Annotated in this window: 15 protein-coding genes; 3 read left to right on the top strand and 12 right to left on the bottom strand. The window is 70.8% G+C overall.

Annotation, left to right across the window (positions count from 1 at the left end; all coding sequences use genetic code 11):
• The first annotated feature begins 76 nt into the window (after positions 1-76).
• Positions 77-1,978: a 2-oxoacid:acceptor oxidoreductase subunit alpha gene (locus tag FHX44_RS20345; protein ID WP_147257251.1), complete on the top strand. Its 1,902-nt coding sequence runs from the start codon at positions 77-79 to the stop codon at positions 1,976-1,978.
• Positions 1,975-3,048: a 2-oxoacid:ferredoxin oxidoreductase subunit beta gene (locus FHX44_RS20340; protein ID WP_147257250.1), complete on the top strand. Its 1,074-nt coding sequence runs from the start codon at positions 1,975-1,977 to the stop codon at positions 3,046-3,048. Before FHX44_RS20345 ends, FHX44_RS20340 begins: the two co-directional genes overlap by 4 nt.
• A gap of 64 nt (positions 3,049-3,112) precedes the next feature.
• Here FHX44_RS20340 and FHX44_RS20335 read toward each other — a convergent pair whose 3' ends face one another.
• Together FHX44_RS20335 and FHX44_RS20330 are read right to left on the bottom strand one after the other, a co-directional pair.
• Positions 3,113-3,541, bottom strand: a complete 429-nt coding sequence (locus FHX44_RS20335; RefSeq protein ID WP_212612560.1) for a hypothetical protein — start codon at positions 3,539-3,541, stop codon at positions 3,113-3,115.
• A gap of 168 nt (positions 3,542-3,709) precedes the next feature.
• Positions 3,710-4,738: a sunset domain-containing protein gene (locus tag FHX44_RS20330; protein ID WP_147257248.1), complete on the bottom strand. Its 1,029-nt coding sequence runs from the start codon at positions 4,736-4,738 to the stop codon at positions 3,710-3,712.
• Positions 4,739-4,992: 254 nt separating this feature from the next.
• Between FHX44_RS20330 and FHX44_RS20325 the strand changes: the two genes are divergently transcribed.
• Positions 4,993-5,637: a dihydrofolate reductase family protein gene (locus tag FHX44_RS20325; RefSeq protein WP_147257247.1), complete on the top strand. Its 645-nt coding sequence runs from the start codon at positions 4,993-4,995 to the stop codon at positions 5,635-5,637.
• 19 nt (positions 5,638-5,656) lie between these two features.
• Here the strand turns inward: FHX44_RS20325 and FHX44_RS20320 are convergent, their stop codons facing one another.
• The 10 genes from FHX44_RS20320 to nuoH all read right to left on the bottom strand — a co-directional run bounded on the left by FHX44_RS20320 (position 5,657) and on the right by nuoH (position 16,056).
• Entirely contained in the window at positions 5,657-6,061 is a 405-nt protein-coding gene (locus FHX44_RS20320; protein WP_147257246.1) for a hypothetical protein, read from the bottom strand.
• Between the two features lie 10 nt (positions 6,062-6,071).
• Positions 6,072-6,611, bottom strand: a complete 540-nt coding sequence (locus FHX44_RS20315; RefSeq protein WP_147257245.1) for an OmpA family protein — start codon at positions 6,609-6,611, stop codon at positions 6,072-6,074.
• A 104-nt stretch (positions 6,612-6,715) separates the two neighbouring features.
• Positions 6,716-7,717 carry a polyprenyl synthetase family protein gene (locus FHX44_RS20310; protein WP_147257244.1) on the bottom strand — a complete coding sequence of 334 codons (1,002 nt, stop codon included), beginning with the start codon at positions 7,715-7,717 and terminating at the stop codon, positions 6,716-6,718.
• A gap of 22 nt (positions 7,718-7,739) precedes the next feature.
• Complete coding sequence (gene nuoN / locus FHX44_RS20305; RefSeq protein ID WP_147257243.1) at positions 7,740-9,332, bottom strand: NADH-quinone oxidoreductase subunit NuoN; 1,593 nt, start codon at positions 9,330-9,332, stop codon at positions 7,740-7,742.
• On the bottom strand, positions 9,329-10,933 hold the full coding sequence (locus tag FHX44_RS20300) for an NADH-quinone oxidoreductase subunit M (RefSeq protein WP_147257242.1): 1,605 nt from the start codon (positions 10,931-10,933) through the stop codon (positions 9,329-9,331). The genes nuoN and FHX44_RS20300 overlap by 4 nt, the downstream gene beginning before the upstream one ends.
• Entirely contained in the window at positions 10,930-12,864 is a 1,935-nt protein-coding gene (gene nuoL / locus FHX44_RS20295; protein WP_147261333.1) for an NADH-quinone oxidoreductase subunit L, read from the bottom strand. Before nuoL ends, FHX44_RS20300 begins: the two co-directional genes overlap by 4 nt.
• 236 nt (positions 12,865-13,100) lie before the next feature.
• The gene (gene nuoK, locus FHX44_RS20290; protein ID WP_147257241.1) at positions 13,101-13,400 is read right to left on the bottom strand and encodes an NADH-quinone oxidoreductase subunit NuoK; all 300 of its coding nucleotides are present in this window, start codon (positions 13,398-13,400) and stop codon (positions 13,101-13,103) included.
• Positions 13,397-14,236: an NADH-quinone oxidoreductase subunit J gene (locus FHX44_RS20285; protein ID WP_147257240.1), complete on the bottom strand. Its 840-nt coding sequence runs from the start codon at positions 14,234-14,236 to the stop codon at positions 13,397-13,399. Before FHX44_RS20285 ends, nuoK begins: the two co-directional genes overlap by 4 nt.
• A complete protein-coding gene (gene nuoI, locus FHX44_RS20280) occupies positions 14,233-14,775 on the bottom strand; it encodes an NADH-quinone oxidoreductase subunit NuoI (RefSeq protein WP_147257239.1) in 543 nt (180 codons plus the stop codon). Before nuoI ends, FHX44_RS20285 begins: the two co-directional genes overlap by 4 nt.
• Positions 14,776-16,056 carry an NADH-quinone oxidoreductase subunit NuoH gene (gene nuoH / locus FHX44_RS20275; protein ID WP_147261332.1) on the bottom strand — a complete coding sequence of 427 codons (1,281 nt, stop codon included), beginning with the start codon at positions 16,054-16,056 and terminating at the stop codon, positions 14,776-14,778.
• Positions 16,057-16,065: the final 9 nt, after the last annotated feature.

Here is a 16,065-nt window from a genome sequence, read left to right as displayed (position 1 = left end):
GACACTCCGACGTAGTGCGAGCTAACCTCGGAAGACAACACAGAGCACGCCCCGTCGACCCGAGGACCGACCTCGAATGACTTCTGACACCGCCGTCGATCATCTCTCAGCACCGTCCGGCGGCGGACGTGAGGTAGTAGAGCGCGATCGCGTCGTCATCCGCTTCGCCGGCGACTCCGGTGACGGCATGCAGCTCACCGGCGACCGCTTCACCTCCGAGACCGCGGCGTTCGGCAACGACCTCTCGACGCTCCCGAACTTCCCCGCCGAGATCCGGGCCCCCGCCGGCACCTTGCCGGGCGTGTCGTCGTTCCAGCTGCACTTCGCGAACTACGACATCCTCACCCCCGGCGACCGCCCCGACGTCCTCGTCGCGATGAACCCGGCCGCGCTGAAGGCCAACGTCGGCGACCTGCCCGCCGGCGGCATCCTCATCGTCAACACCGACGAGTTCACCAAGCGCAACCTGACGAAGGTCGGCTACCAGGCCAACCCGCTCGAGGACGGCTCGCTCGAGCAGTACTCGGTGTTCCCGGTCGCGATGGCCACGCTCACCCGCGGGGCGCTGGAGGAGACCGGGCTGTCGAAGAAGGACGCGGAGCGGGCGAAGAACATGTTCGCCCTCGGGCTGCTGTCCTGGATGTACCACCGCCCGCACGAGAGCACCGAGCGGTTCCTGCGGGAGAAGTTCGCCCGCAGGCCCGACCTCGCCGAGGCCAACATCCTCGCCTTCAAGGCGGGCCACGCGTACGGCGAGACCACCGAGTCCTTCGCCGTCACCTACGAGGTGGCGCCCGCCAAGCTGGACGTCGGCACCTACCGGCAGATCACCGGCAACACCGCGCTCGCCTACGGGATCGTCACGGCCGGGCAGCTGTCCGGGCTGCCGGTGTTCCTCGGTTCCTACCCGATCACCCCGGCGTCGGACATCCTGCACGAGCTGTCGAAGCACAAGTCGTTCGGCGTCACCACGTTCCAGGCCGAGGACGAGATCGCAGGCGTCGGCGCGGCGCTGGGCGCGGCCTTCGGTGGCGCGCTCGGCGTCACCACCACGTCCGGGCCGGGCATCTCGCTGAAGTCCGAGACGATCGGCCTCGCGGTGGCGCTCGAGCTGCCGCTGCTGGTCGTCGACGTGCAGCGCGGCGGCCCGTCCACCGGCCTGCCCACCAAGACCGAGCAGGCCGACCTGCTGCAGGCCCTGCACGGCCGCAACGGCGAGGCGCCGCTGCCGGTCATCGCGCCGCGCTCGCCCGCCGACTGCTTCGACGCCGTTCTGGAGGCCGTGCGGCTCGCGGTCACCTACCGCACGCCGGTGATCCTGCTGTCGGACGGCTCGCTGGCCAACGGGTCGGAGCCGTGGAAGGTGCCGGACGCCACCACGCTCCCGACGTTCGACCCCGGCTTCGCCACCGCGCCGAACGCCCCCGACGGCTCGGGCGAGTTCTGGCCCTACTTCCGCGACGAGGAAACCCTCGCCCGGCCGTGGGCGGTACCCGGCACACCTGGTCTCGAGCACCGGATCGGTGGCCTGGAGAAGGCCGACGGCCGGGGCGGGATCTCCTACGACCCGGACAACCACGACCGGATGGTCCGGCTGCGCGCCGCCAAGATCGACGGCATCCCGGTGCCGGACATCGAGGTCGACGACCCGGACGGCGACGCCGAGCTGCTCGTGCTGGGCTGGGGTTCGACCTACGGCCCGATCGGCGCGGGCGCCCGCCGCGTCCGCGCGATGGGCCGCAAGGTGGCGCAGGCACACCTGCGGCACCTCAGCCCGCTCCCCGCAAATCTCGGCGAGGTGCTCGCCCGCTACCGCACCGTGGTGGTGCCCGAGATGAACCTCGGCCAGCTCGCCATGGTGCTGCGTGCGCGCTACCTCGTCGACGTCAAGAGCTACACCAAGGTCGCCGGCCTGCCCTTCAAGGCCGAAGAGCTGCAGGACCTGTTCCTGGACTACCTCAACGGGGTGCGTGCATGACTGCGATCGACCTCGGGCTCCCCTCCCCGGGTGGGCTCGACGGGGTTCCGACCACCGACCAGAAGCAGACCGCCAAGGACTACACCTCCGACCAGGAGGTGCGCTGGTGCCCGGGCTGCGGCGACTACGCGGTGCTCGCCGCCGTGCGCCAGTTCCTGCCGACGCTGGGCATCAAGCGCGAGAACACGGTGTTCGTGTCGGGCATCGGCTGCAGCTCGCGGTTCCCGTACTACCTCAACACCTACGGGATGCACTCGATCCACGGCCGCGCCCCCGCCATCGCCACCGGCCTCGCCACGTCGCGCCCCGACCTGTCGGTCTGGGTCGTCACCGGTGACGGCGACGCGCTCTCCATCGGCGGCAACCACCTGATCCACGCCCTGCGCCGCAACGTCAACCTCAAGATCCTGCTGTTCAACAACCGGATCTACGGTCTGACCAAGGGCCAGTACTCGCCCACCAGCGAGGAAGGCAAGGTCACCAAGTCCACGCCGATGGGCTCGATCGACCACCCGTTCAACCCGATCTCGCTGGCGCTCGGCGCCGAGGCCACCTTCATCGGGCGCGCCCTCGACTCCGACCGCAAGGGCCTCACCGAGGTGCTCGGCGCGGCCGCCGCCCACCGCGGCAGCGCACTCGTCGAGATCTTCCAGGACTGCCCGATCTTCAACGACGGCAGCTTCGACGTGCTGCGCAAGGGCGAGGAGGCCGAGGAGCGGGTGATCCCGGTGCGCCACGGCGAGCCCATCCGCTTCGGCCCGGCGGCCGACGACGGGCTGGGCAGCTACGCCGTCGTGCGCGAGGGCTTCGGGCTCACCGTCGCCAAGATGAACGAGGTGGACGCCGACCAGGTCGTCGTGCACGACGCAGGGGACGTCAACCTGGCGTTCGCCCTGTCGCGCCTGTCCGACCAGGACCTCAACCACACCGTCACCGGCATCTTCCGCAACGCCGACCGCACCACGTACGACGACGCGGTCCGCGCGCAGGTGGCCAAGGCCACGGAGAAGGGGACCCGCGATCTGCAGGCCCTGCTCAACGGCCGCGACACCTGGACGATCGCCGGCTGACCCGGTCGCACGGAACGGGCCCCGCCGGAAGTTCCGGCGGGGCCCGTTCAACTACTGGCGTCGATCAGCCGAACAGCGACGTGACGAGCGACTGGATCAGACCGAGCGGGCCGCTGGGGGCAGGCTCCTCGATCGGGGCCGGGGCAGGCTCGTCCAGCTCCGGCTCCTCCTCCGGGTCGGTCGTGGTGTCCGACTCGTCGGTCGCGGAGTCCGACTCGTCCGAGGTGCTGTCCGACTCGTCGGGCGTGCTGTCCGACTCGTCGGTGGTGGCGTCCGACTCCGGCGCGGAGGTCGACTCGGAGTCCGACGTCGAATCCGTGTCCTCCTCCTCGTCCGGCTCGGGAAGGGTGGTCGACTCGTGCTCAACGGGCGACGCGATCGGGGGGAGCGGAACGATCTGCGAGGCGTTCGCCTCGGCAGCGGACGCGACACCGGCCGAGGCCAGAATCGCGAGAAGTGCGGTCGCACCGACGGTCAGAGTCTTCTTCAGCATCATTTCCTCACCATCGCGACACGTTGTTCGCGATTGCGGTTGTCACCTGATTGGGGAGCGGGGAGCCGCGGGTGAGGCTAGGGGGATCCCACCGAACGTGACACTCGGGTCACTCGATCGAGTGGTGATCCATCACTGAAGCGGATCTTGCTTCGTTTACGGTGCGATCTATGCGTGATCGTCCCACCCGGTGAAACCGGCCGCGCGGGCCTCCTCCGTGGTGCGGAACCAGGCGTCCCCGCGTGTGCGCAGGTAGTAGGGCGAGTCCGGCGTGTGGAAGCGGCGGGAACCCTCGTTGGCCTTGACCTGGTGGTCCGGGGACGGGCTCGAGCCGTCCGCGGCGGGGAGCAGCGAGCCGGGGTACGGCCCAGGGCGAGCGGAGGCCGCCGAGACCGCGGCCGCGGCGGCGGACAACGACGTCGCGGGACCGACGAGACCGGAGTCGAGCGCCGCGAGCGCCGAGCCGGCGGGATGGGGCCTCCGCGGTTCGGGCGGCCTGCGCTCGCCGGGCCCGGCAGGCGATCCGGGGAGTGGCTGCTCCTCACGGGGAGCCGGGATGCTCGTCGCGGCACCGCGGCGATCATCCAGGAGCCCGGTGCGTGGCTGCTCACCGGCGGCTCCCGGGTCCTCCGCCTCGAACACCTCGGGCTCGGCCGCACCGGCCGAGTCGGCAGCAGCGTCGATCTCGGCGCCCGGATCGACCGATCCCGGCTGCTCGGCGGGCGGGTCCGGCTCGGCCACCCGGTCTGCGCGAGCGGCATCGGACGGCTCGGCGACGCCATCGGTGCCACCCGGACCGGCCGCTTGCGTGTCATCGGAAGCACGCGCATCGGCGACCCGCGACCGCGCGGCTGCCTCCGATCCGGCCGTCCCGGCATCAGGATCGCCGGCGGGCTCGGCGGCGGCCGCCTGCGCCGGAGCGGCCCGGTCCGGCGGATCCGCGGCCCTCGCGTCGGTACCGGCGTCCGCGTCCGGCTCGTCGGGAGCCGGCTCGGTGGCCCTGGCGTCCTTCTCGGTGTGCGCCGCCGCGATGGCGGCGGCCCCGACCGCCCCGGCGGCGCCTCCCGCCGCGGCAGCCGCGATCTCGACGTCCGGCGCCCCGGAACCGGTTCGCCGCCGCGAGCGCAGCAGGGCCACCGCGACGAGCAGCGCGACGACCACGACGGCCAGTACCACCCACCACCAGATCTGACCCACGACGCATCCCTTCCTGAGAGCGACCGGACCGGTGCATATCACGATCCGGCGGTGTGCACAGGTGCTCGCCGGCCCGACCACCCGGCCGGGCGCCGTTTGCGGTGTCCGAAGTCGGCTGCGCCGATGGCCGGACTCGTGTGCACGTGCAGGCCCGGGAAAATCTCGGAAGAGATCCAGCGGCGATGTCGAACCGTGGTGAACCCGTTCGTGGCCATGGTGGGAGAACGGCAGCCAGCGCGAAGGGAACCGCGACCATGAAGCTGACGACCTTCACGAATGTCTCCGTCGATGGGGTGACGCAAGGACATCGACGGATCGATGCAGAGACCCGGCGCGGAGCCGGCGCGCCGGACGAGGACGGCAGCAGCGGATTCGAGCGCTTCGGATGGGCCCCGCCGCTGCTCGACGACAGGGCCTCGACGTTCATCAGCCAGGCCTTCCAGCGCGCCGACGCGTTCCTGTTCGGCCGGCGGACCTACGAGATCTTCGCCGGCTCATGGGGAACAGGCATGGATCCGGGAAACCCCGTCGGAGAGGCGTTGAACACGCGCCCCAAGTACGTCGCCTCGACCACGCTCACCGACCTGCGATGGGCGAACACGACCGTCCTGTCCGGTGACGTCGCGGGCGCCACCGGCGAGCTGAGGGCCCAGCCGGGGGGCGACCTGCAGGTGTGGGGCAGTGGCACTCTGATCCGCTGGCTGCTCGACCAGCGACTGGTCGACGAGATCGTGCTGCTCACCTATCCCGTGGTCGTCGGCCAGGGCACGCGGCTCTTCCCCGCCACCGGCCCGGACATCGGACTCGAGCTGGTCGACCTGCAGTCCACCCCGAAGGGGCTGACGATCCACACCTACCGCACCACTGGGCGCCCGCAGTACGAGACGGCCATGACGTGAAGCAAGTCAGCGGCCGTGATCACCTGCTGTCGCCGGGGCCGGGCTCGTCGACAGGGCTGCCCTGGGCCGGGATCTCGGCGGTCGGCGACGCGTCCCGGCGGTGCGCTCCGCCGGCGACCCCGAGGCGGTCCAGCGCCCCGGCAGCGCTCGAACCGAGGCGGCGCCGAGTGGTGGGCTCGTTCCGGTGGGTGTCGAGGTTCGCGAGTGCCGGCTCCGCCGGCGCGGGTGGCGGCGCGGTCGGAGCCGCAGGCTCGATGCGCGGCAGGCCGGCCGCCCGGTGCTGGATCCGCGGCGGCGCGGGGCGGAACAGCGGGTGCGACCGGTGCTGCGGGCGCCCACGGACGAACAGCAGCCACGTCACCGCGGACCCCGCGAGGAACGCGATCGCGCACAGGAACCAGACCCGCGCGAACGTCTCGGCCATGCCGCCTCCCCTATCCGACCGTGATCTCGACCCGTCTGCTCTCCTCCACCGTGGCGAGCGGCCGGATCGCACCGGCACCTCTGGCGGTGATCCGCTCGGCCGGGACTCCGGCCGCCACCAGTGCCTCAGCCACCACCGCGGCCCGCTGGTCGGAGAGCCGCTGGACGGCGTCCGGGCCGCCGGGGGTGTCTGCCACGTGGCCCTCCACCAGCACCGGCACGGCCGGACCCGCCGCGAGCAGCTCCCCTACCCGCCGGGCCGTGTCGGCCGCAGGCCCCGTGAGTGCGGCCGAGTCGGCGGTGAAGCGGATCGGATGCGCGGCCAGCACCTGTGCCAGGTCGGCGGCCGTCGGATCCGGCGGCTCGGCGGGCGCCGGATCCGTGACGACGACCGGCGCGGCAGCGGTCGGAGACGTGGTGGACGGCGCCGTCGCCGGCATCGCGAGCGGCGCGGCCGACGACGGCGGACCCGCCCACGGGAGCGCGAGACCCGCGAGCACGGCGGGCACCGCGAGCAGCGCCACCAGCCACCATGCACGGGCATGCGCCACAGCCACTCCCTGACCCTCCGCGATCGGCCCCTTACCGTGGCACGACATGCGCCGCCAGGCCAGTGCTGTCCGTCCCGACGAACGGCGCGTTCGTCGGACGGGGATCAGGCCGTCCGGTCCACCACGTAGGTCGTGAGGGAGGCCAGTGCTTCCGTTGCCGGGCACGCCGGGAGCTTGCCGAGCTCCGTGCGGGCTGCCGCCGCCTGGTCGGCCAGCACGTCGCGGGCGCGGGCCAGGCCGCGGCCGGTGCGCAGCAGCTCCAGCGCCTCGTCCACCTCGGCGTCGTCGGCGATGGGGCGCGACAGCAGCACACCGAGGCGGTCGACGTCCGGACCGCTGTCCTGCAGGGCGTAGAGCATCGGCAGGGTGTGGATGCCCTCGCGCAGGTCGGTGCCGGGCGTCTTCCCGGAGCTGTCGGACGGCGAGGCGATGTCGATGACGTCGTCGGAGATCTGGAAGGCGGTGCCGATGGTGGCGCCGAACCGACGCAGCGCCTCCACCTGCTCGGGCGCGCATCCGGAGAACATGCCGCCGTACCGGCCGGAGGTGGCGATCAGGGAACCCGTCTTCTCCGCGATGACGGCGAGGTAGTGCTCCACGGGGTCCTCGCCTGGCCGTGGGCCGCGGGTCTCGCGCATCTGACCGGTGACGAGCTCGGCGAAGGTCTCCGCGATGATCCGCACCGCGGCCGGGCCCAGGTCGGCCACGAGGCGCGACGCGTGGGCGAAGAGGAAGTCGCCGGTGAGGATCGCCACGGTGTTGTCCCACCGGGAGTTGGCGCTCTCGGCCCCGCGCCGCATCGTGGCCGAGTCCATGACGTCGTCGTGGTACAGCGTGGCGAGGTGGATCAGCTCGACCACCGCGGCGGCCGTGAACACGTCCTCGTCGTCGGGCCGGGGACCGATCTGCGCGGCGAGCAGCGTGAAGAGCGGGCGGAACCGCTTGCCACCCGCGTCGATGAGGTGCAACGACGTCTCGGTGACGAACTGGTAGTCGCTGTGCACCTCCCGATGCAGCAGCTCCTCCACGCGGGAGAGGCCCTCCGCCGTGGCAGCGGCGAGCCCCGGGTCTGCGAGCTCGACGCCCGCAATCGCGTTCGCGTTCACGTCCCCCAGCTTTTCACGGTCCTCAGCCGACGAAGCCGCCGCCCGCTGCCCAGTTGAGCGCCAGCGTCGGCGCGATCCCGAGCAGTAGCGTGACGATCACACCGAGCGTGATCGCCGCCGTGGTGAACGCACCGGGCACGGTGACGGTCGGTCCGTCGGCGGCGGGCTCGCTGAAGTACATCAGCACGATCACGCGGATGTAGAAGAAGGCGGCCACGGCGCTCGCCACCAGCGCGATCACCACGAGCGGCGCCATCCCGTCCCCGAGCGCAGCGGCGAACACCGCGAACTTGGCGGTGAACCCGCTCGTGAGCGGGATGCCTGCGAGCGCGAGCAGCAGGAACGTCATCACGCCCGCGACGACCGGTGAGCGCTTCGCCAGGCCGGCCCACTGCGAGAGGTGGGTGGCCTCACCGTCGGCGTCGCGGACCAGGCTGATCACGCCGAACACCGCGATGGTGGTGAAGCCGTAGGCCAGCAGGTAGAACAGCGTGCTCGAGACGCCCGCGTCCGTGACGGCCATGGCACCCAGCAGCAGGAAGCCCGCGTGGGCCACGGACGAGTAGGCGATCATGCGCTTGATGTCGGTCTGGGTCAGGCCGAGCACCGCGCCGATCGCCATCGAGACGATCGCCACGGCCCACAGCACGCCGCGCCACTCCCAGCGCATGTCACCGAACGCGACGTGCAGCACCCGCACGATCGCCCCGAAGGCGGCGACCTTGGTGCAGGCCGCCATGAACGCGGTGACCGGTGTGGGGGCGCCCTGGTAGACGTCGGGCGTCCACGTGTGGAACGGCCCGACCGAGCCCTTGAACATCAGGCCGACGACCAGCAGCGCGAGCCCGCCGAGCAGCAGCGCGTCGGACGCCGCGGAGCCGACGGAGGCCTGCGCGATCTCGGTGAACCGCACCGACCCGGCGTACCCGTAGATCAGCGCGAGCCCGTAGAGGAAGAACGCCGACGCGAACGCCCCCAGCAGGAAGTACTTGACGGCCGCCTCCTGCGAGAGCAGCCTGCGCCGCCGGGCGAGCCCGCACATCAGGTAGAGCGGCAGCGACAGCACCTCGAGCGCCACGAACATCGTGAGCAGGTCGTTCGCCGCGACGAACGTCATCATCCCGCCGAGCGCGAAGAGCGTGAACGGGAAGACCTCGGTCTGCATGGTGGGCGCGAGCCCTGGCGCGCCGTAGGAGCGGTCCTGCGGGGGCTCGGTGAGCGAGCTCGTGCCGCCGCCGATGGCAGCACGCGACGCGGCCGACGCGAGGATGGCCCCGCCCGGCTCCACGGAGCGGTCGGCGATCAGCAGCACGCTCGCCAGCCCGAGCGCCAGCAGCGCGCCCCACAGGAACAGCGTGGGCCGGTCCACGGCGAGCGCGTCGGCGATCGTGGTGATGCCGTCCGGGCTGCTGCCCGTGTACAGGCCGAGCGCGAGCCCGGCACCGCCGAGCGCGACGACGGAGAGGGCCACCTGCGCGGGCCAGCGCTGGTGCCGCGGCAGGAACGCCTCGACGAGCACGGCCACGCAGGCCGCGCCGAGCACGATCAGCAGTGGCGCGATCGCGGCGTAGTCGATGGGGGGCACGCTGAGCGAGCCCTGGGCGAGCGGGGTCACCGAATTCCTCCCACCGGGTCGGAGAGGCCCACCTCGTTCATGGTGGCCACCACCGACGGGTTGATGACGTCGAGCACCGGGCCCGGGAAGAAGCCGAGCGCGATGATCAACACGATCAGGGGCGTGAGCACGGCGATCTCCCGGCCGGACAGGTCGGGGAAGGCACCCTTCTTCGCCGCGGCCTCCGGGGCGATCATCGTGCCGGGTCCGCCTGCCCGCTCCAGCGCGCCGAGCACCGCGGCGCCGCGCACCGGGCCCTGCATGGTCTGCTGGTAGACCCAGAGCACGTACAGCGCCGCGAAGATGATCCCGACGGTGGCCAGGATCGTGTAGACCGGCTCCCGCGGGAACGAGCCGAGCAGCACCAGGAACTCGCTGACGAACGAGTTGGTGCCCGGCAGCGCCAGCGACGCGAGCCCCGCGAGCAGGAACGTGCCCGCGAGCAGCGGCGCGAGCTTGTGCACGCCGCCGTAGTCGCCGATCAGGCGGGACCCACCGCGCACGATGAGGAAGCCGATCACGATGAACAGCATCCCGGTCGTGATGCCGTGGTTGACCATATACAGCGTGGCCCCGGCGAACGCCTGGCTGGAGAAGGCGAAGACGCCCAGCGCGATGAACCCGAAGTGGGCGATCGAGGTGTAGGACACGAACCGCTTCAGGTCGGTCTGCGCCACGGCGAGCAGCGCGGCGTACAGGATCCCGATCACCGCGAGCGTGAGCACGAGCGGGGCGAGCCGCTGGGACGCGAGCGGGAACAGCGGCAGGCAGTAGCGCAGGAACCCGAACGTGCCGACCTTGTCCAGCACGCCGACGAGCAGCACGCCGGCCCCGATCGGGGCCTCGGCACCGGCGTCGGGCAGCCACGTGTGGAAGGGCACCAGCGGCGCCTTGATCGCGAACGCGACGAAGAAGCCGAGGAAGAGCCAGATCTGCGTGGACTCCGGCACCGTGGCGGCGATCGACTGGAGTTCCTCCCAGGAGAAGGTCGCCTCGCCGAGGGCCGTGCCGCTCACGACGTACAGCCCGATCACCGACGCCAGCATGATCAGCCCGCCGAGCAGCGAGTACAGGAAGAACTTCACCGCGGCGTACTGCCTGCGCGGCCCGCCGAAGCGCCCGATGAGGAAGTACATCGGGATCAGCATGGCCTCGAAGAACACGTAGAACAGGAACACGTCGGTGGCGGCGAACACCCCGACGAGCAGGCCCTGGGTGGCCAGCAGCAGCGCGAAGAAGCCGGACTCCGTGCGTCCCTCCGGGATCTCCTGGTTCCAGGAGAAGCCCATCACGATCGGCATGAGCACCGCGATCAGCGCGAGCATCACGAGCGCGATGCCGTCGATGCCGAGGGCGAAGCTCGTGCCGAACGCCGGGATCCACGGCACGGAGAGCTCGAGCTGGAACCGCGAGCCGTTCTCCACGGCCGAGGGCGAGTACGACAGCCATGTGATGACCGTGAGCACCAGCGACGCCAGCGCGAAGCCCATCGCGGTGAGCTTGGCGCCGCGCGGGTTGCCCGTCATCGGCGCGACGACCAGCGCGCCGACGAGCGGCAGCACCAGCAGGATCAGGAGAAGCACGCTTCCTCCGTCGTTCATGCGAACCGCACCGCAAGCAGGGCCGCGACGACGAGGACCCCGCCGCCGAGCATGGAGAGCGCGTACGAGCGGACGAAGCCGGTCTGCAGCCTGCGCAGCCGGCCCGAGCTGCCCCCGAGCAGGGCGGCGGTGCCGTTGACCACCCCGTCGACGCCGCGGTTGTCCAGGTAGACGAGCGCACGCGCGAGCCAGGTGCCCGGCCGCGCGATGAGCGCCTCGTTGATCGCGTTGGCGTACAGGTCCTTGCGGGCCGCGCGCACCGGCAGCGCCACCGGCTCGGGCCGCTCCACCGGCGTCGGCCGGCGGCCCACCGTGAGCCAGGCGATCAGCACGCCGAGCGCGGAGAAGCCGACCACCAGGAACGGCACGTACTCGTGGGCGATCGCGCCGCCGTGCGGCTCCTCCAGCTCACCCAGCGACGGGGCGAGCCAGTCGACCAGGACGTGGTTGTAGTTGAGCAGGAAGCCCGCACCGACCGAGCCGAACGCCAGCACGATCATCGGGAGCGTCATGACGGCGGGCGACTCGTGCGGGTGGTAGTCGTGGCCGTCGGCGCTCTTCAGCTTCTCCCAGCGCTTCTCGCCGAAGAACGTCATGAACATCAGCCGCGTCATGTAGAACGCGGTGAGCCCGGCCGCGAGCGTGGCCGCGCCGCCGAACACCCAGCCCTGCCATCCGGGCTGGCCGAAGGACGCGGCGATGATCTCGTCCTTCGAGAAGTACCCGGACAGGAACGGGAAGCCGATCAGCGCCAGGTAGCCCAGCCCGAACGTCACGAACGTGATCGGCATGTAGCGGGCGAGCCCGCCGTAGCGGCGCATGTCGACGTCGTCGTGCATCGCGTGCATCACCGAGCCTGCGCCGAGGAAGAGCCCCGCCTTGAAGAAGCCGTGGGTGAGCAGGTGGAAGATGCCCAGCGCGTAGCCGGCCGGGCCGAGCCCGACCGCGAGGATCATGTAGCCGATCTGGCTCACCGTCGAGTAGGCGAGCACCTTCTTGATGTCGTCGTAGGCGCAGCCGATGATCGCCCCGATCAGCAGGGTGATCACGCCGACCAGCGCGACGACCAGCCGCCCGGTCTCGGTCAGGTTGTAGATCGGGCTCGTGCGCGCGATGAGGTAGACGCCCGCGGTGACCATCGTTGCCGCGTGGATCAGCGCCGAGACCGGCGTGGGGCCCTCCATCGCGTCCGGGAGCCATGCCTGCAGCGGGAACTGGCCGGACTTGCCGCACGCCCCGAGCAGCAGCAGCACGGTGATCGCGATGATCGTGCCGCCGTCGATCTCGCCGATCCGCTCGAAGACCTCGGTGTACTGCAGCGTGCCCAGGTTCGTCCAGAGCAGGAAGATCGCGAGCGCGAGCCCGACGTCACCGACGCGGTTCATCAGGAACGCCTTCTTCGCGGCCGTGGCGGCCGACGGGCGGTCCTGGTAGAAGCCGATCAGCAGGTAGGACGCCAGGCCGACGCCCTCCCAGCCGAGGTAGAGCATCACGAAGTTGTTGCCGAGTACCAGCAGCAGCATCGCCGTGACGAACAGGTTGAACTGCGCGAAGAACCGCCTGCGCGCCGATGCGTCGCTTGGCTCGCCGTCACCGTGCGGTGCCATGTACCCGACGGCGTACAGGTGGATCAGCCCACCGACGCCGGTGATGAGCAGCACGAACGTGAGCGACAGCGGGTCGAGCCGCATCCCGAAGTCGACGGAGAGGTCGCCGACGGCGATCCACTGGAAGAGCGACAGCTCCCGGGTGCGTTCCTCGGGCGCGAGCCCCGCCGTCTCCAGGAAGATCAGCAGGCCGATCACGAACGACCCGGCCACCGTGAGCGCGCCCAGCCAGTGACCCCACGCGTCCGCGCGCCGCCCGAGGACGAACAGCACGAGCGCACCCGCCGCGGGGAGCGCGAACAGCAGCCAGGCGAGCGAGGCCATGCCGGCCGCGGCGCCGACATGCGGCAGCTCAGCGGCCGCGAGCATCGCGTTCACGAGCGGGCTCCGAGTTCAGGAAAGCCACAGCCACGCCACTGGTGGCTGTCTGCCTGCTTCACGACGGCATTCAGCCACCAGACACACATGGCAGGACCGCCAAGGCCAGGAAAGTGGCTTTCCTGAACCTCCGGCGCGAGCGCGCCTGTCGGACGACGGCTTGGCACGGGGAGCTCCTTGCCTCAGTACTTGAGCAGGTTCGCGTCGTCGATCGACGCGGTCCGGCGGGTGCGGAAGATCGACATGATGATCGCGAGACCGACGACGACCTCCGCCGCGGCCACCACCATCACGAAGAACGCCATGACCTGGCCGTCGAGCTCGCCGTGGATGCGGGCGAACGTGACCAGCGAGAGGTTGACGGCGTTCAGCATCAGCTCGATGCACATGAACACGACGATCGCGTTGCGCCGCACCAGCACGCCGACCGCGCCGATCGAGAACAGCAGCGCGGAGAGCAGCAGGTAGTAGGTGGGGGTCACTTGGACTCCTCGGCGGTTTCGTCGTGCTCGGCGCGGCCGCCGGTGAGGGCGTGGGCGTCGGGGCCGGGCTCGTCCTCGATCTCGCGCACCGGAGTGGCGTCGATGATCGCGGAGATGGACTCCGGCGCGATCGAGCCGTCGGGCAGCACGGCCGGCACCGCGACCGAGTTGCCGGTGGCGTAGACGCCGGGGCCGGGCAGCGGGGAGATCCGGTCGTGCTCGCCGCGCAGCCGCGCCTCCACGGTGGCCCGCTGCCCGCGCTTGGCGTGGCCGCGGCCCTGCGCGTACCCCAGCACCATGGCGCCCAGCGCCGCCGTGATGAGCAGCGCCGAGGTGAGCTCGAAGGCGAACAGGTAGTCGGTGAAGATCAGCGCGCCGAGCCCCGTGACGTTGCCGGAGGAGCCGGCGCCGCCGGCGGCGAGGCCGACCGGGGTGACCGAGGTGAGCGAGCGGCCGACGGTGGCCACCAGCAGCACCGCCAGCCCGACGCCCAGTGCGAGCGCCGCGAGCCGCTGCCCGCGCAGCACCTCGACGACCGAGTCCGAGCTGTCCCGTCCGACCAGCATCAGGACGAACAGGAACAGCATCATCACGGCGCCGGTGTAGACGATGATCTGCACGAAGCCCAGGAACGGCGCCTGCTGCACGATGTAGAGGATCGCCAGGCTGAACATCGTGCCGATCAGCCCGAGCGCGGAGTGCACGGCGTTGCGGGCGAACACCATGCCGAGCGCGCCGAGCAGGGCGAGCGGGCCGAGGACCCAGAACGTGATGGCCTCGCCGGTGCTGACGACGTCGCCCGCGGGCGCGGCCTGGGCGAGGAGATCGAGAGTCACTTGACCTGCTCCCCCACCGGGTCGTTCTCGGCTCCCTTGCGGGCGAGCACCGGACCCTGCACGTAGTAGTCCTGCTCGTTGTCGCCCAGCCGCATCGGGTGCGGCGGCTGCTCCATGCCGGGCAGCAGCGGCGCGAGCAACTGCTCCTTGGTGTAGATCAGGTCCTGCCGGTTGTCGTCGGCCAGCTCGTAGAAGTTGGTCATCGTGAGCGACCGCGTGGGGCAGGCCTCGATGCACAGGCCGCAGCCGATGCAGCGCAGGTAGTTGATCTGGTAGATCGCGCCGTAGCGCTCACCGGGCGAGTAGCGCTCCTCCTCGGTGTTGTCGCCGCCCTCCACGTAGATCGCGTCGGCGGGACACGCCCATGCGCACAGCTCGCAGCCCACGCACTTCTCCAGCCCGTCCGGGTGCCGGTTGAGCTGGTGCCGGCCGTGGTAGCGCGGCGCGGCGGGCGGGAAGTCCTCCGGGTACTCCTCGGTGACGACCTTCTTGAACATCGTCCCGAAGGTGACGCCGAAGCCCTTGAAGAAGTCGAACATCTACTCGGTCTCCTTCCCGCTGAGAGCGGGCGTCCGATCCGCCGCGGTGGTCTCCACGCGGCGGGGGCGCAGCTTGTGCCGTGGCGGCTTGGGCACCACCAGGTCGAGCGGGGGCACCGGGTAGTCCGAGGCAGGCTCCACCATCGCCGGGCCCTCCACCTTGCGGTCCGGCACCAGGAACGCCACCAGCAGCACCACCGCCAGCGCGATCCCCAACCCGATCAGCAACGCCGACACCTGACCACCGCTGGTCCGCCAGGTCCGGATCGCGAAGATCGCCAGGATCCACAGCAGGCTGCCCGGCACCAGGACCTTCCAGCCCAGCCGCATGAACTGGTCGTAGCGCAACCGCGGCAGCGTGCCCCGCAACCAGATGAACACGAACAGGAACACGAACGTCTTGATCAGGAACGCCACGAACTGCAGCCAGCCGTTGCCGTTGAGGAACGACAGCGGCCACGGCCACATCCCGCCACCCAGGAACAGGGTGGTGGCCATCGCCGACACCGTCACCATGTTCACGTACTCGGCCAGGAAGAACAGCGCGAACTTCAGCGACGAGTACTCGGTGTGGAACCCGCCCACCAGCTCCGACTCCGCCTCCGGCAGGTCGAACGGGGCCCGGTTGGTCTCCCCGACCATCGAGATCACGAACGCCACGAAGCTCGGCGCCAGAAGCAGCAGGTACCAGCCGCTTGCCTGCGAGGCCACGATGTCGGCGGTGGACAGCGACCCGGCGTAGAGGATCACGCCCACGATCGACAGGCCGAGCGCGATCTCGTAGGAGATCACCTGCGCCGCGCTGCGCAGCGCCGCGAGCAGCGGGTACGGCGACCCGGACGCCCAGCCGCCCAGCACGATCCCGTACACCCCGATCGAGGAGCAGGCCAGCACCACCAGCACCCCGACCGGAAGGTCGACCAGCTGCAGCACCGTCGGCTCGCCGAAGATCGACACCTCGCCGCCGAACGGGATCACGGAGAACGCCACGAACGCCGGGATCGTCGAGATGACCGGGGCGATGAAGTACACCCGCTTGTCGGCCATCACCGGCATGATGTCTTCCTTGAAGGCGAGCTTGAGCCCGTCCGCAAGCGACTGGAGCCAGCCTCCCGGGCCGGTGCGGTTCGGGCCGGGACGCTGCTGCATCCGGCCCACCACCTTGCGCTCCCAGTTGATCATGAAGAGCGTCAGCACCACGCCGATCGCGAACAGCGCCACGACCTTCAGCAGGATCAGCCACAGCGGGTCGTCCGCCAGCAGCTCCTGCGCCCGGTTCATGCCCTCCTG

This window comes from Pseudonocardia hierapolitana, assembly GCF_007994075.1.
GTDB classification, from domain to species: Bacteria; Actinomycetota; Actinomycetes; order Mycobacteriales; family Pseudonocardiaceae; genus Pseudonocardia; species Pseudonocardia hierapolitana.
This window is presented reverse-complemented; position numbering and strand designations above follow the sequence as displayed.

Coding starts and splice junctions, on each gene's coding strand:
- FHX44_RS20345 (WP_147257251.1), top strand. CDS start 77: ATGACTTCTGACACCGCCGTCGATCATCTCTCAGCACCGTCCGGCGGC.
- FHX44_RS20340 (WP_147257250.1), top strand. CDS start 1,975: ATGACTGCGATCGACCTCGGGCTCCCCTCCCCGGGTGGGCTCGACGGG.
- FHX44_RS20335 (WP_212612560.1), bottom strand. CDS start 3,541: ATGCTGAAGAAGACTCTGACCGTCGGTGCGACCGCACTTCTCGCGATT.
- FHX44_RS20325 (WP_147257247.1), top strand. CDS start 4,993: ATGAAGCTGACGACCTTCACGAATGTCTCCGTCGATGGGGTGACGCAA.
- FHX44_RS20320 (WP_147257246.1), bottom strand. CDS start 6,061: ATGGCCGAGACGTTCGCGCGGGTCTGGTTCCTGTGCGCGATCGCGTTC.
- FHX44_RS20300 (WP_147257242.1), bottom strand. CDS start 10,933: ATGAACGACGGAGGAAGCGTGCTTCTCCTGATCCTGCTGGTGCTGCCG.
- nuoL (WP_147261333.1), bottom strand. CDS start 12,864: ATGGCCTCGCTCGCCTGGCTGCTGTTCGCGCTCCCCGCGGCGGGTGCG.
- nuoI (WP_147257239.1), bottom strand. CDS start 14,775: ATGTTCGACTTCTTCAAGGGCTTCGGCGTCACCTTCGGGACGATGTTC.
- nuoH (WP_147261332.1), bottom strand. CDS start 16,056: ATGAACCGGGCGCAGGAGCTGCTGGCGGACGACCCGCTGTGGCTGATC.